15 protein-coding genes and 2 riboswitches are annotated in these 12,921 nt (G+C 69.4%); of the genes, 2 read left to right on the plus strand and 13 right to left on the minus strand.

The genetic code is table 11. The annotated features are described in order from the left end of the window. The first annotated feature begins 39 nt into the window (after nucleotides 1–39). Both H7F49_RS03270 and H7F49_RS19745 read left to right on the plus strand, forming a co-directional pair. A complete protein-coding gene (locus H7F49_RS03270; protein WP_328806489.1) occupies nucleotides 40–951 on the plus strand; it encodes a DMT family transporter in 912 nt (303 codons plus the stop codon). A gap of 107 nt (nucleotides 952–1,058) precedes the next feature. Further along, nucleotides 1,059–1,193, plus strand: a complete 135-nt coding sequence (locus H7F49_RS19745; protein WP_268958928.1) for a hypothetical protein — start codon at nucleotides 1,059–1,061, stop codon at nucleotides 1,191–1,193. A 31-nt stretch (nucleotides 1,194–1,224) separates the two neighbouring features. On the opposite strand, the gene H7F49_RS03275 is transcribed toward H7F49_RS19745, so the two are convergent. The 13 genes from H7F49_RS03275 to H7F49_RS03335 all read right to left on the minus strand — a co-directional run bounded on the left by H7F49_RS03275 (nucleotide 1,225) and on the right by H7F49_RS03335 (nucleotide 12,921). After that, nucleotides 1,225–1,722, minus strand: coding sequence for a CcdC protein domain-containing protein (locus tag H7F49_RS03275; protein ID WP_185682125.1), 498 nt, complete (start codon nucleotides 1,720–1,722; stop codon nucleotides 1,225–1,227). Nucleotides 1,723–1,729: 7 nt separating this feature from the next. After that, complete coding sequence (gcvPB, locus tag H7F49_RS03280) at nucleotides 1,730–3,283, minus strand: aminomethyl-transferring glycine dehydrogenase subunit GcvPB (protein WP_185682126.1); 1,554 nt, start codon at nucleotides 3,281–3,283, stop codon at nucleotides 1,730–1,732. Next, nucleotides 3,280–4,662 (minus strand): aminomethyl-transferring glycine dehydrogenase subunit GcvPA, encoded by a 1,383-nt coding sequence (gene gcvPA, locus H7F49_RS03285; RefSeq protein WP_185682127.1) that lies wholly within the window; start codon nucleotides 4,660–4,662, stop codon nucleotides 3,280–3,282. The genes gcvPB and gcvPA overlap by 4 nt, the downstream gene beginning before the upstream one ends. A 145-nt stretch (nucleotides 4,663–4,807) precedes the next feature. Then, complete coding sequence (gcvH, locus tag H7F49_RS03290; RefSeq protein ID WP_185682128.1) at nucleotides 4,808–5,179, minus strand: glycine cleavage system protein GcvH; 372 nt, start codon at nucleotides 5,177–5,179, stop codon at nucleotides 4,808–4,810. 11 nt (nucleotides 5,180–5,190) lie between these two features. Further along, a complete protein-coding gene (gene gcvT / locus H7F49_RS03295) occupies nucleotides 5,191–6,333 on the minus strand; it encodes a glycine cleavage system aminomethyltransferase GcvT (RefSeq protein ID WP_185682129.1) in 1,143 nt (380 codons plus the stop codon). A gap of 34 nt (nucleotides 6,334–6,367) precedes the next feature. After that, a riboswitch (glycine riboswitch) is annotated at nucleotides 6,368–6,491 on the minus strand. Between the two features lies 1 nt (nucleotide 6,492). Beyond that, nucleotides 6,493–6,614, minus strand: a riboswitch (glycine riboswitch). Nucleotides 6,615–6,667: 53 nt separating this feature from the next. Next, nucleotides 6,668–7,381, minus strand: coding sequence for an NAD(P)H-binding protein (locus H7F49_RS03300; protein WP_185682130.1), 714 nt, complete (start codon nucleotides 7,379–7,381; stop codon nucleotides 6,668–6,670). Continuing rightward, entirely contained in the window at nucleotides 7,374–8,540 is a 1,167-nt protein-coding gene (locus H7F49_RS03305) for a deoxyguanosinetriphosphate triphosphohydrolase (protein WP_328806491.1), read from the minus strand. Before H7F49_RS03305 ends, H7F49_RS03300 begins: the two co-directional genes overlap by 8 nt. Before the next feature lie 11 nt (nucleotides 8,541–8,551). Continuing rightward, the gene (locus H7F49_RS03310; RefSeq protein WP_185682132.1) at nucleotides 8,552–9,244 is read right to left on the minus strand and encodes an aspartate/glutamate racemase family protein; all 693 of its coding nucleotides are present in this window, start codon (nucleotides 9,242–9,244) and stop codon (nucleotides 8,552–8,554) included. 105 nt (nucleotides 9,245–9,349) lie between these two features. Beyond that, on the minus strand, nucleotides 9,350–9,682 hold the full coding sequence (locus H7F49_RS03315; RefSeq protein ID WP_235981696.1) for a hypothetical protein: 333 nt from the start codon (nucleotides 9,680–9,682) through the stop codon (nucleotides 9,350–9,352). Further along, entirely contained in the window at nucleotides 9,682–11,133 is a 1,452-nt protein-coding gene (locus tag H7F49_RS03320) for an NAD(P)(+) transhydrogenase (Re/Si-specific) subunit beta (RefSeq protein WP_185682133.1), read from the minus strand. The genes H7F49_RS03315 and H7F49_RS03320 overlap by 1 nt, the downstream gene beginning before the upstream one ends. Further along, complete coding sequence (locus H7F49_RS03325) at nucleotides 11,133–11,429, minus strand: NAD(P) transhydrogenase subunit alpha (RefSeq protein ID WP_185678558.1); 297 nt, start codon at nucleotides 11,427–11,429, stop codon at nucleotides 11,133–11,135. The genes H7F49_RS03320 and H7F49_RS03325 overlap by 1 nt, the downstream gene beginning before the upstream one ends. Beyond that, nucleotides 11,429–11,809: a hypothetical protein gene (locus H7F49_RS03330; protein ID WP_214647617.1), complete on the minus strand. Its 381-nt coding sequence runs from the start codon at nucleotides 11,807–11,809 to the stop codon at nucleotides 11,429–11,431. Before H7F49_RS03330 ends, H7F49_RS03325 begins: the two co-directional genes overlap by 1 nt. Next, nucleotides 11,806–12,921: an NAD(P) transhydrogenase subunit alpha gene (locus tag H7F49_RS03335; protein WP_185682134.1), complete on the minus strand. Its 1,116-nt coding sequence runs from the start codon at nucleotides 12,919–12,921 to the stop codon at nucleotides 11,806–11,808. The genes H7F49_RS03330 and H7F49_RS03335 overlap by 4 nt, the downstream gene beginning before the upstream one ends.

Here is a 12,921-nt window from a genome sequence, read left to right on the forward strand (position 1 = left end):
GGCCCTTGCCTCAAACCCGCACCGGGCTAAAGCCGCAATGTGGCAACGCAGCAAAAACCGTTCCTGGCCCTGGGTTTGCGCCTGCTGGCGATGGTCGCGATGTCGTTCATGCTGCTGTTTTCCAAGCTGACGGGCACCTATGGCCTGCCCCTGCCGGAAACTCTGTTCTGGCGGCAGATGCTCCCAGCGCTGGGGATCCTCGGCTGGCTCGGGCTGCACGGCGAGCTTGGCCGCCTCAAGACACAGCGCTTCTGGGTGCACCTGCGCCGGGCCTTCATCGGCACCGCCGGCATGTTCACCACCCTGGGCGTGGTGCGCATCCTCCCGCTCGCCGAGGCGACGATCCTCAGCTTCACCACCCCGATGTTCGCGGTGGTGCTGGCCGCGGTGTTCCTGCGCGAGGCGGTCGGCCCCTGGCGCTGGGGGGCAGTGCTGCTGGGTCTGGTCGGCGTGCTGGTGATCGTCGGCCCCGATCGCGCGCACATGCCGGTGCTGGGCGTCGCGGTGGGCCTGACGGCCGCCTTTTCCGTGGCGCTGGTCTCGATCCAACTGCGCGATCTGGGCCGTACCGAGGAGCCGCTGACGGTCGTGTTCTACTTCTCGGCGCTGGGCGCGCTGATGCTGTTGCCTGGCGCGGTCGTCACCGGTGGGGCCCATACGCGTTTCGAATGGATGCTGCTGGCCGGGATCGGCGCGACCGGGCTGGTCACCCAACTGCTGCTGACCGCCGCGCTGCGCTATGGCAGCGTCGCCAGCGTGATCGTGATGGATTACAGCCAGTTGATCTGGTCGACGCTGTGGGGCTTCCTGTTCTTCCAGCAGCTCCCCCCGGCGACCAGTTGGCTGGGCGCGCCGCTGATCATCACCGCCGGGCTGGTGATCGCCTGGCGTGAGCACGTGCTGCATCGCCGCGCGCCGATCGATCCGGCCATCCCGATGAACGCCGACTGAGCCGGGAACAGGGCCGCAGCAGGGGCCCGGGGCATGGAACCGTGGGCGGCCCGGCCCGTTGCGCTGGCAGTGGCGTGGTCCCCGCGCCTCAGCGAAAGGATTCCGCCATGCTCCGCAAGACCCTGCTCACCCTCGCCGCCGGGACCATGCTGCTGTCGGTTGCGGCCTGCAACACGGTCAAGGGCGCCGGCAAGGACCTGCAATCGGCCAGCGATTCGACCAAGGACGCGATCAACAAGTAACCGGCCCCAGGGGTCGCCCGGGGCGCCGCGTTCACGCCAGGCCGCGGGCGCGGCGCCACAATTCGATGCGGCTGGCCCAGACCAACCCCACCGCGAAACCGAGCGACGCATAGAGCGCCAGCAAGGCTGGCAGGCTGTGCCTCAGGTCTGCCCCGGGGCTGACCCCGGCCTCCCACAACAGCAGGCGCCGTCCAGCGAGCAGGCCCAGCACCAGCAGGAGAGCCAGCGGGGAATTGCGCACCATGACTTGGCCGGATTCCGGATCGCGCTCCAGCCGCATCAGGCGGGAGCGCTGCCACCCGGCTACCGCCCCCAGCGCCAGCCCGGTGAGCAGGACCGGCAGCGCCCACTGCGCGGGCGGCAGGGTGAACAGGACCAGCCCGGCCACCATCGCCATGACCAGCGGCAGCGCGATCAACAGGGCCGGCCGCAGCACCCGAGGCCGGTTGATCGTCCGCCAGCGCAGGACCAGCACCCCCGCGATCACCGCGTAGGGGAACAGGACCTGCCAGTCGGCGGACGACGTCACCGCGCTGTCACTGCGGCTGGACCAGCACCGGCTTGCGCGCCGCCTGGGTCTCATCGAGACGGCGCCGCGGGGCCAGGTGCGGCGCCGACTTCAGCGCCGGATCGGCATTGCGGGCCCGCGCCGCGAGGCTGCGCATCGAGGCGATGAAGCGATCGAGCCCGGCCTTGCTTTCGGTCTCGGTCGGCTCGACCAGCATGGCGCCGTGGACGACCAGCGGGAAATAGACCGTCATCGGGTGGAAGCCCTCGTCGATCAGTCCCTTGGCCAGGTCCAGCGTCGAAAAGCCCTCGGCGAAACCCTCGTCGCTGAACAGCGCCTCGTGCATGCACGGCCCCGCCGCTCCGAACGGGGCGTCCAGGACGTCCTCGAGACTGCGCAGCACGTAATTGGCGTTGAGCACCGCGTCCTCGGCCACCTGGCGCAGGCCATCGGCGCCGTGGCTGAGGATATAGGTCAGGGCGCGGGTGAACATGCCCATCTGGCCATGGAACGCGGCCATGCGCCCGAAGCTCTGCGGGTGGTGCTGCGGAGCGTCCTCCTCCTCGACCAGGCGGATGATCCCGTCGGGGCCGCGCATGGCGAAGGGCAGCGGGGCAAAGGGGGCCAGCGCGGCCGACAGCACCACCGGCCCGGAACCCGGCCCGCCGCCGCCGTGCGGGGTGGAGAAGGTCTTGTGCAGGTTGATGTGCATGGCGTCCACGCCAAGGTCACCCGGACGGACCTTGCCGACGATCGCGTTGAAGTTGGCGCCGTCGCAATAGACCAGCCCGCCCGCGGCGTGGACCGCGTCCGAGATCGCCTTCATGTCGCGCTCGAACAGGCCGCAGGTGTTGGGGTTGGTGATCATCACCGCCGCCACGTCGGGCCCGAGCCGCGCGGTCAGCGCCGCCAGATCGACCCGGCCGTCCGCCGTCGCCGGGATGTTCTCGACCCGGTAGCCGGCGAAGGCCGCCGTCGCCGGGTTGGTCCCGTGGGCACTCTCCGGCACCAGCACCACCTCGCGCGCGTCGCCGCGCGCCTCCAGTGCGGCACGGATGCAGAGCAGGCCGCACAGCTCGCCATGGGCGCCGGCCTTGGGCGTCATTGCCACGGCGGCCATCCCGGTCAGCGTGACCAGCCAGTCGGCCAGTTCCGAGATCACCCCGATCGCGCCGCGCACCGTGTGCTGCGGCTGCAGCGGGTGGATATCGGCGAAGCCGGGCAGCCGGGCGACCTTCTCGTTGAGGCGCGGGTTGTGCTTCATCGTGCACGAACCGAGCGGAAACGGCCCGAGATCGATCGCATAGTTCTGCCGCGACAGCCGGGTGTAGTGCCGCACGGTCTCCGGCTCGGTCAGCCCGGGCAGGGCCGGCGGCTCGGCGCGGAGGAACCGGGCAAGTCCGGGCGCGATCTCGCCGCGCGGCTCGTCCAGATCGACCCCGCAGGTGCCGGGACGGCCCAGTTCGAAGATCAGCGGCTCTTCCAGGGTCAGCCCGCGGTCACCGCTGACGGTCAGGATTGCGGGGGCCTCGCCGCCCTCGCCCATGGCGGGACGCCAGCCGGATGCGTTGGGAGCGTTCATGTCGGGCTTCCTTCATGGGCGTTGGCGAGGACCTCGCCGAGGATCGCGGCAAGGGCGTGGATGTCCTGATCGGTCGTGGTCTCGGTGGCGGTCACCAGCAGGGCATGGCCCAGCTCCGGCCGGTCGGGATAGAGCCGGCCCAGCGAAACGCCGCCCAGCACGCCATAATCCGCCAGTTCGCGCACCACTTCGCGCGCGTCGCGCCGCAGCAGCACGGTGAACTCGTTGACGAAGGCGCTGTTCAGCACCTCCACCCCGCCGACCGCCGACAGGGCCTCGGCAGTCTGCCGGGCGCGGTCGTGATTGACCCGCGCCAGCCTGGCCAGCCCCTCGCCGCCCAGCAGGGTCATGTGGATCGAAAAGGCCAGGGCGCAGAGCCCGGCATTGGTGCAGATGTTGCTGGTCGCCTTCTCGCGCCGGATGTGCTGTTCGCGGGTCGAGAGCGTCAGCACGAAGCCGCGCCGCCCATCGGCATCGACGGTCTGGCCGCAGAGCCGCCCGGGCATCTGCCGGACAAACTTTTCGCGGCACCCGAACAGGCCGAGGTAGGGACCGCCGAACTGCAGCCCGACGCTCAGCGACTGGCCTTCGCCCACCACGATGTCGGCGCCCAGCTTGCCGGGCGCCTCGATCAGGCCAAGCGCGACCGGCTCGGTCACCACCGCGATCAGCAGCGCGCCGTGGGCCTGGGCCGCGGCGGCGATGGCCGGAAGATCGGGGATGCGCCCGAGGATGTCGGGATACTGCACGACCACGCACGAGGTCTCGCCATCGATCGCCGCGATCAGCGCGCCATGGTCGGGCTCGGCGGTGAGCACGGGCACCTGCCGCTCGATCTGGTCGCCGGTGAACTTCGCCATGGTCTCGATCGTGGCGCCATAGTGCGGGTGCAGGCCGCCGCAGAGCACCACCTTCCTGCGCCGGGTGATCCGCCCGGCCATGGCCACGGCTTCCCAGCACGCGGTCGAGCCATCGTACATCGAGGCGTTGGCGACCTCGGTGCCGAACAGCCGGGCCACCTGGGTCTGGAACTCGAACAGGACCTGCAACGTGCCCTGCGCGATTTCCGGCTGGTAGGGCGTGTAGGCGGTCAGGAACTCGCCGCGCTGGATCAGGTGATCGACCGAGGCGGGGATATGGTGGCGATAGGCCCCTGCCCCCAGGAAGAACGGCGCGGTGCCGGCCGACAGGTTCTGGGCCGCGAGGGCGCTCATGTGCCGCTCGACCGCCATCTCGCTGGCGTGGTTGGGCAGGCCGGGGACCGGTCCGGGCAGGCGCGCCTCGGCGGGCACGTCGGCGAACAGGTCATCGATCGTCGCGGCGCCGATCACGGTCAGCATCTCGGACCGTTCGGCGGGGGTCAGGGGAAGGTATCTCATAGCGATGTCCCATCAATCGGTTCTGCCGAACCGAACCAACCCCGCTCAGCCTGAGCTTGTCGAAGGCCACACGTCGGGCTGGCCTGGCGCGCGTGCTTCGACAGGCTCAGCACGAGCGGGGGTATGGTGAGCAACTGCGCGGCCATTACAGCCCCGCGACGTAAGCCTCGTAGGCGGCGCGATCCATCAGCCCGTCCAGCTCGGACGGGTTGGACAGGGTCAGGCGGAACAGCCAGCCCCCGGTCTCGGCCTCGCCGTTGACCAGTTCGGGGGCGTCACCCAGGGCCTCGTTGACCTCGGTCACGGTCCCGCTGACCGGGGCATAGACGTCCGAGGCCGCCTTGACGCTATCGACCACGCAGGGGGCATCCCCCTTGCCGATGGTCGCGCCGGGGCTGGGCAGGTCGACATAGGTGATGTCGCCAAGCTGGCTCTGGGCATAGTCGGTGATGCCGACCGTGCCGGTGTCTCCGTCAACGGCGATCCACTCGTGGTCCTTGGTGTAATAGGTGGGCACGGATCAGCTCCTCAGCGATGATAACGATGGGGGACGAACGGCAGCGGCACCACCCGGGCGGGCAGGCGCTTGCCGCGCATGTCGATGGTCAGGTCGGTGCCTTCGGCGGCATGGGCGGCATCGACGTAGGCCATGGCGATGGGGTGATTGAGGCTGGGCGAGAAGCCGCCCGAGGTCACCGTGCCGATGACAGCATCACCGGCCAGCACGCTGGCCCCTTCCCGCGCCGCCATGCGGCCTTCGAGGGTCAGCCCCACCCGGCGGCGGGCCGGACCGGCGGCCAAGGCCGCGAGCACCCGATCGGCCCCGGGGAACCCACCCTCGGCCTTGCGCCGCTTGTTGATGGCGAAGGTCAGCCCGGCCTCGACCGGATCGGTCTCGGGGCTGAGATCGTGCCCATAGAGGGGCAGCCCCGCCTCGAGCCGCAGGCTGTCGCGCGCGCCGAGGCCAATCGGCTTCACCTCGGGCTGGGCGCAGAGCGCATCGCAGACCGCCGCGGCGGCATCGGCGGGGATCGAAATCTCGAACCCGTCCTCCCCGGTGTAGCCCGAGCGGCTGATCCAGGCGTCGACGCCGGCCAGCTTGAAGGTGCTGCCCTTCATGAAGGTCAGGGCCTCCAGCGCGGTCTCACCCGTGGTCAGGCGGGCCAGCGCGGTGACCGCCTCGGGGCCCTGCAGCGCGATCAGGGCGCTGTCAGCCAGGTGGTTGATCGTCACCTCGTCGGGCAGATGCTCGCGCAGGTGGGCGATGTCGTCCCACTTGGTCGCCCCGTTGACCACCAGGTAAAGGCCGGTCTCCCAGCGCGTGACCATCAGATCGTCCAGCACGCCGCCGTTTGCGTCCAGCAGCAGCGAATAGCGCGGGGCATAGGGCTTCAGCGTGGCAAGATCGATCGGCAGCACCGCCTCGAGCGCGGCCTCGACGCCCTCTCCGCTGATGTAGAGCTGGCCCATATGGCTGACATCGAACAGCCCCGCATGCTCGCGCGTCCACAGGTGCTCGGCGATGATGCCTTCGTACTGGACCGGCATCCAGTACCCCGCAAAGGGCACCATGCGAGCCGAACGGGCGCGATGCCACGCATCCAGCGGCAGGGTCTCGGGCTCCAGCGGAGCCTCATCGGCAGAATCGATCGAATCGCTCTCAGCGCTCACAGGGCACAGCTCCGCACAGGTTGGCACACGTTTCCGTGCCCCCTCTGTCACGGAAGCCTGAGAGCTTTCCCCCGTCGGCGCCGAGCGAAACGACGCGAAACCGGGTTACCCCTTCGGCGGCACCACCCGAAGGCGGGGCACTTTCCAGAGCGACGCTATCGACCCATCGCGGTCCTGAAGCCTGAGAGATTCCGGGGCGGTTGCTCCTTCGGCGCCCAGCGAACCCACAGACCCCGAATGAAAGGGCAGCGATTCGCGTGGGACTCTCCCGCGCGGTCAGCGTCAGGCCCCGGTTGGACGCGCGGCGAGCCGAAGTCAACCGCCCGAAAGACGCTTAGTCCACAGCCTCTCCGGCACCCAGCGATCGCTCGAAGGCGTGGCGGCGCAGCACCCGGAGCATGCCGTCATGGTCATGGACGAACCGCCCCCGGGCCTTCTGGTGGGCCAGGGCCAGGATCACCTCGGCCAGGGTGGAACCGTGGATCGGCCGGAACCGGCGCGCGCCGCCATGCAGCAGCAGCGGGCCAAGGAAGGCCAGCGCACGCCCTACGGCCTCGGCCGGCCGTCGCTCCGCCCGGGGGCCGAGCAGCAGGCTGGGCTGCAGGATGTCAAGGCGCGCCTGGCCGGTCCGGGCCAGCGCCGCTTCGGTCTCGCCCTTGACCCGCAGGTAGAAGTTGCGCGCGTGGGGGTCGGCCCCGATCGAACTGACCACGATGAACTGCCGGGCCCCCGCCTCCACCGCCCAGCCGGCGCAGGCCAGAACCAGATCCTGATCGACCGCGCGGAAAGCGGCCTCATCGCCGCCAGCCTTCGCGCGGGTTGTGCCCAGGGCGCAGACCACCACGTCGGGTCGCGCGGCGGCGATCGCATCGGCCCAGTGCTCCGGCTCGGCCAGCAGGACCTCCATCGTCGCGCCCCGCGGCAGCGGCAGCTCACGGCGGGCGACAGCGACCAGCCGGATGTCGGTCCGGCCGACGCAGGCCGCGATCAGCGCGGTGCCGACCAGCCCGCTCGCACCGACCAGGCAGATGCGGGTCGGCCTAGACATTGCGCAGCCCTTCCGGCGCATGACCGGTGATCCGCGCATAGGCCGTGGCGGCGAAGCGGTCGGTCATGCCCGCGATATAGTCGACGATGTGGCGGGTGCGGTCGGGCTCGGCCTCGTCCAGGCGCCCCGCCCAGCCCTCACCCATCAGCGCCGGATCGGCCTGGTAAGCGCGGAGCAGCACGGTCATCACCTCGCGCGCGCGCTCGGCAGCGGCGGTCTGTTCGGGGTGGTAATAGAGCCGCTGGTACATGAAGGCCTTGAGCACCCGCTCATGCTCGGCCAGCTCCGGCGAGAAGGCGGCGGTCGCCCGGCCGGCGGCGCGAACCTCGTCGGCACTGGCAAGACCGGCGACCCGGGTGCGGGTCGCCTCGATCAGGTCATTCACCATCCACCCGATCTGCCCGCGGACCAGCTCGCGCAGTTGGCGATCGCGCGGCGCATGCGGGAACCGCCGTTCGACCGCACGCCATTGATCCGCCACGAAGTCGAGCGTCAGCAGATCATCGAGCGCCAGGAACCCGGCGCGCAGACCGTCGTCGATATCGTGGTTGTCGTAGGCGATGTCGTCCGCCAGCGAGGCCACCTGCGCCTCCAGCCCCGGCCACTGCCCCAGCTCGAGCGGCCAGGCGGCGTCCAGCTCGGCCAGGGCCCAGTTCGGCCTGGTCACCGGGCCGTTGTGCTTGGCCAGGCCTTCCAGCAGCTCCCAGGTCAGGTTGAGCCCGTCGAACTCGCAATAGGGGCTTTCCAGCCGCATCAGGGTGCGCAGGCAATGGGCATTGTGGTCCCACCCGCCGTGCGGCGCCAGCGCCGCATCGAGCGCCTCCTCGCCGGCATGGCCGAACGGCGGATGGCCGATGTCATGGGCCAGGCACAGCGCTTCGGTCAGGTCCTCGTCCAGGCCCAGCGCGCGGGCGATCACCCGGCCGATCTGCGCCACTTCCAGGCTGTGGGTCAGGCGCACCCGGTAATGATCGCCGTCCGGGGCGATGAACACCTGGGTCTTGTGGCGCAGCCGGCGGAACGCGATCGAATGGATGATCCGGTCACGGTCGCGCTGATAGGGCCCGCGCGGCCCCCGGGTGACCGTGTCATCAGCCGCGAACTCGCGCCCCCGGCTCCGGGCCGGGTCGGCCGCATAGGGTGCGCGCGAACCGTTCACCCCGGCGTCCGTCAATCGCCGAGGATCCATTCCACCGCCGCCTCAGCGTGAATGCGGGTGCAGTCATAGATCGGCAGGACGTTGGCATCGACGTCGACGATCATCTCCAGCTCGGTGCAGCCCAGCACCACCGCCTCGGCCCCGTCGCGTTCCAGCTCGACCAGCATGGTCTTCAGCTCGCGCTCGGACTGGCGGGTCGCCTTGCCCAGCATCAGCTCGTCGTAAATGATCCGGTCGAGCGTATCGACAAACGTCATCTCGGGTGGCAGCAGCTCCACATCCTGCGCGATCAGCTTCTTGCGATAGAAGCTTTCGATCATGACGTTGCGCGTGCCGATCAGCGCGGCCTTCTTTACCCCGTTCGCGGCAAGGCGCCGGCCGACGCATTCGGCGATGTGCAGCACCGGGACCGAGACGGCCGTGGCCACCTGGTCATAGACCTTGTGCATGGCATTGGCGCCAATCAGGATCGCGGTCGCCCCGGCCGCCTCGAGCCGCGCGGCGCTGTCGGCCAGGGTGGCCCCAGCGCGGGCCCATTCCTCGGGCCCCTGCAGCCGTTGCAGGCTGGTATAGTCCAGGCTTTCGATCAGCAGCGGCGCGCTCGCCTGCCGGCCGACCTTCGCCTGGACCAGCTTGTTGATGTGTTCATAGTAAGTGCGGGTCGACAGCCAGGACATGCCGCCGATCAGGCCAAGCTTGCGCAAAACGGGATACTCCCAAACGAGCCAGGACCAAGGTCGTCCGTCGGCGCGGGTCTTAGGCAAGCGGGACCGCAAGGTCCAGCCACAAGGGCATCCGGTCGGCCTGGCTCAGCCGAACCCGGTCGCACAGAGCGCGGCGGAGCTGGCCGTCACCTCGAGCACTTGCCGGTCCCCCACCTTGCGCACCGCCGCGACATAGTCCGCGACCGAACGCTTGGGCCCCTGCAGCGCCTGGAGCTTGCGCAACTGGCTGATCGTCAGGCGATCGACCATGCGTTTGGCCATGCAGTCCGACGTGGTCTCGGACAGGCCGGCACCGACCAGCGCCGAGCGCACCCGGCTCTCGGCGATCTTTTCCACGCAGCCGGACAGCAGCGGCCCGGCCAGCAGCAGCGGGGCCGCCAGCAGCGCCATCGCGCGCAGGGCAGCCCCGCGAGCCATCAATGGGCCAGCGCCTTGACGATATCCTCCACCATCTTCTTGGCATCGGCGAGGAGCATCATCGTCTGGTCCATGTAGAACACGTCGTTGTCGACACCGGCATAGCCGACCCCGCCCATCGAGCGCTTGACGAAGAAGATGGTCTTGGCCTTGTCCACGTCGAACACCGGCATGCCGTAGATCGGGCTGGACTTGTCGGTCTTGGCGGCCGGATTGACCACGTCGTTGGCGCCGATGATGAAGGCCACGTCGGCCTGGGCGAACTCGCTGTTGATGTCTTCCAGCTCGAACACCTCGTCATAGGGCACGTTCGCCTCGGCGAGCAGCACGTTCATGTGCCCGGGCATGCGCCCTGCCACCGGGTGGATCGCGTACTTGACGCTGACGCCTTCCTTCTTGAGCGTATCGGCCATCTCGCGCAGCGCGTGCTGCGCCTGGCTGACCGCCATGCCGTAGCCCGGGATGATGATCACGCTTTCGGCCTGCTTCATCATGTAGGCCGCGTCCTCGGCCGAGCCCCGCTTCCACGGGCGCTGTTCCTTGGCCGGACCGCCCGAGGCGCCTCCGGCATCGGCGCCGAAGCCGCCCGCGATCACGCTCAGGAACCCGCGGTTCATCGCCTTGCACATGATGTACGAGAGGATCGCGCCCGACGAGCCGACCAGCGCGCCGGTGATGATCATCGCGGTGTTGTGCAGGGTGAAGCCCATCGCCGCCGCAGCCCAGCCCGAATACGAGTTGAGCATCGAGACGACCACCGGCATGTCCGCGCCGCCGATCGGGATGATCAGTAGGAAGCCGATGAGGAAGGACAGGATCGTGATCGTCGCGATCACCCAGCCCGACTGGTCCTGCGTGAAGTAGCCGACTAGTCCGAGGATCGCGACTAGGGTTCCCAGGTTCAGCACATGGCGGCCGGGCAGCAGGATCGGCGATCCGCTCATCTTGCCCGCCAGCTTGAGGAAGGCGATGACCGAGCCCGAGAAGGTGATCGCACCGATGGCGATGCCCAGGCCCATCTCGATCCGCGACTGCGGCTCGATCAGGCCGTCGGCCCCGGTGATCCCGAAGGCCTCCGGATTGAGGTAGGCGGCCAGGCCCACCAGCACAGCCGCCAGACCCACCAGCGAGTGGAACGCCGCGACAAGCTGGGGCATGTCGGTCATGGCGATCTTGCGGGCGATGAACCAGCCGATCCCGCCGCCGATGGCGAGGGCGCCGACGATCTCGGGCAGGCTGGCCACCTCATGCGTGACCAGCGTGGTGGCCACGGCGATGGTCATGCCGATCATGCCATAGCGGTTGCCCGCCTGGCTGGTCGCCGGACTGGACAGCCCGCGCAGCGCGAGGATGAACAGCACGCCCGAGACCAGGTAGGCCAGCGCCACCCAGGCCGGCACAGCCAGGTGCCCGGCTTCGGCCGCGGCGGCGGAAAGGAGCGCGAAGCGCATCACTTCTTCTCCTTCTTCTTGTACATCGCGAGCATGCGCGCGGTCACGGCGAAGCCGCCGAAGATGTTGACCGAGGCCAGCACCACCGCGCCCAGCCCCAGCCACTTGGCCGTGGTCCCGCTGGCGCCCAGCACCGGCGCGGCCGCCGCGATCAGCGCGCCGACCACGATCACCGAGGAGATCGCGTTGGTCACCGCCATCAGCGGCGTGTGCAGCGCCGGGGTGACCGACCAGACCACATAGTAGCCCACGAAACAGGCGAGCACGAAAATGCTCAGGATCGAAATGAAGTCCATCAGCGTCTCTCCGCGGTCCAGGGCAGCACGAAATTGCGCCCTTCCGCCCATGTCTGCCCCACCATGCGCCCGTCGATCAGGCACGCCGAAGAATGATAGAAGCCCTGCCCGTCGGTCGTCCGGAAGGCGACGCACGAGCGGCCCTGCGCGGTTCCGGCCCGACCGGCCAGGATCTCGCTGTTGTAGAAGCTGCCGGTGATCCCCTTGTCCGCCGCGATCGTCAGGATCATCGGCTGGCTGTAGGGGGCGTCATCCAGCGACGGCCGCAGGTCCACGCTCCACGTGCCCTCCATCGCCGCATAAGCCGGCAGGGGTGCGGGAGCCGGCGCGGCGGCCGGGGCGGATGCCTGGGCCGCTGCCCAGATCAGCAGGCCGATCACCCGAGCAGCCTCGGGTTCACCACCTGGCCGCCCTGGGTCAGGCGGATCGCATTGCCGATTTCCTCGTCCAGCACCGGCTTGCCCTGTTCCTTGTCCCAGAAGGCGGCGAGGAAGTTGTAGAGGTTGCGCGCGAACAGGGCCGAGGCGTCGGCCGGCAGCTTGGCCGGGGTGTTGCTGTAGCCCAGGATCTTGACCCCGTGCTTCTCCACCACCTGGTCGGGCACCGAACCCTCGACATTGCCGCCCTGCGCCACGGCCAGGTCGAAGATCACAGAACCGGGCTTCATGCTGGCAATCTGCACGTCGCTGATCAGGCGGGGCGCGGCACGGCCCGGGATCAGCGCGGTGGTGATGACGATGTCCTGCTTGGCGATGTGGCTGGAAACCAGCTCGGCCTGGGCCTTCTGGTACTCCTCGCTCATCTCGGTGGCATAGCCGCCGGCGCCCTCACCCTCGATCCCGGCGACGGTCTCGACGAAGATCGGCTTGGCGCCGAGCGAGATGATCTGCTCGCGCGTGGCCGAGCGCACGTCGGTGGCCGAAACCTGCGCGCCGAGGCGCCGCGCGGTGGCGATCGCCTGGAGCCCGGCAACGCCGACGCCCATCACGAAGGCCTTGGCCGCACTGATCGTGCCCGCCGCGGTCATCATCATCGGAAAGGCGCGGCCATAGAGGTTGGCCGCCTCGATCACGGCCTTGTAGCCGGCGAGGTTGGACTGCGACGAGAGGATGTCCATGCTCTGCGCGCGGGTGATGCGCGGCATGAACTCCATCGCCAGCGCTTCCAGCCCGGCGGCGGCATAGGCATCCACCCGGCCCCGCTGGCCGAACGGATCCAGCCCGGCGACGATCCAGGCGCCCGGCGCCGCGGCGGCCAACCCGGCCGGATCGGGGCCCTGGACGCCCAGCACGATGTTCGCGCCAGCCACCGCATCGGCGGCGACCGTGGCGCCGACCGCCACATAGTCCGCGCCGGCAATCGAGGCATGGCTCCCCGCGCCCGGCTCGACCGCCACGGTTGCACCCAGCGCAATGAACTTCTTCACCGTTTCCGGTGTTGCCGCCACGCGCGTCTCACCGGGAGCCTGTTCCCGGACTACAGCGAGTTTCAT

Origin of the sequence: Novosphingobium aerophilum (assembly GCF_014230305.1) — a bacterium.
GTDB lineage: Bacteria > Pseudomonadota > Alphaproteobacteria > Sphingomonadales > Sphingomonadaceae > Novosphingobium > Novosphingobium aerophilum.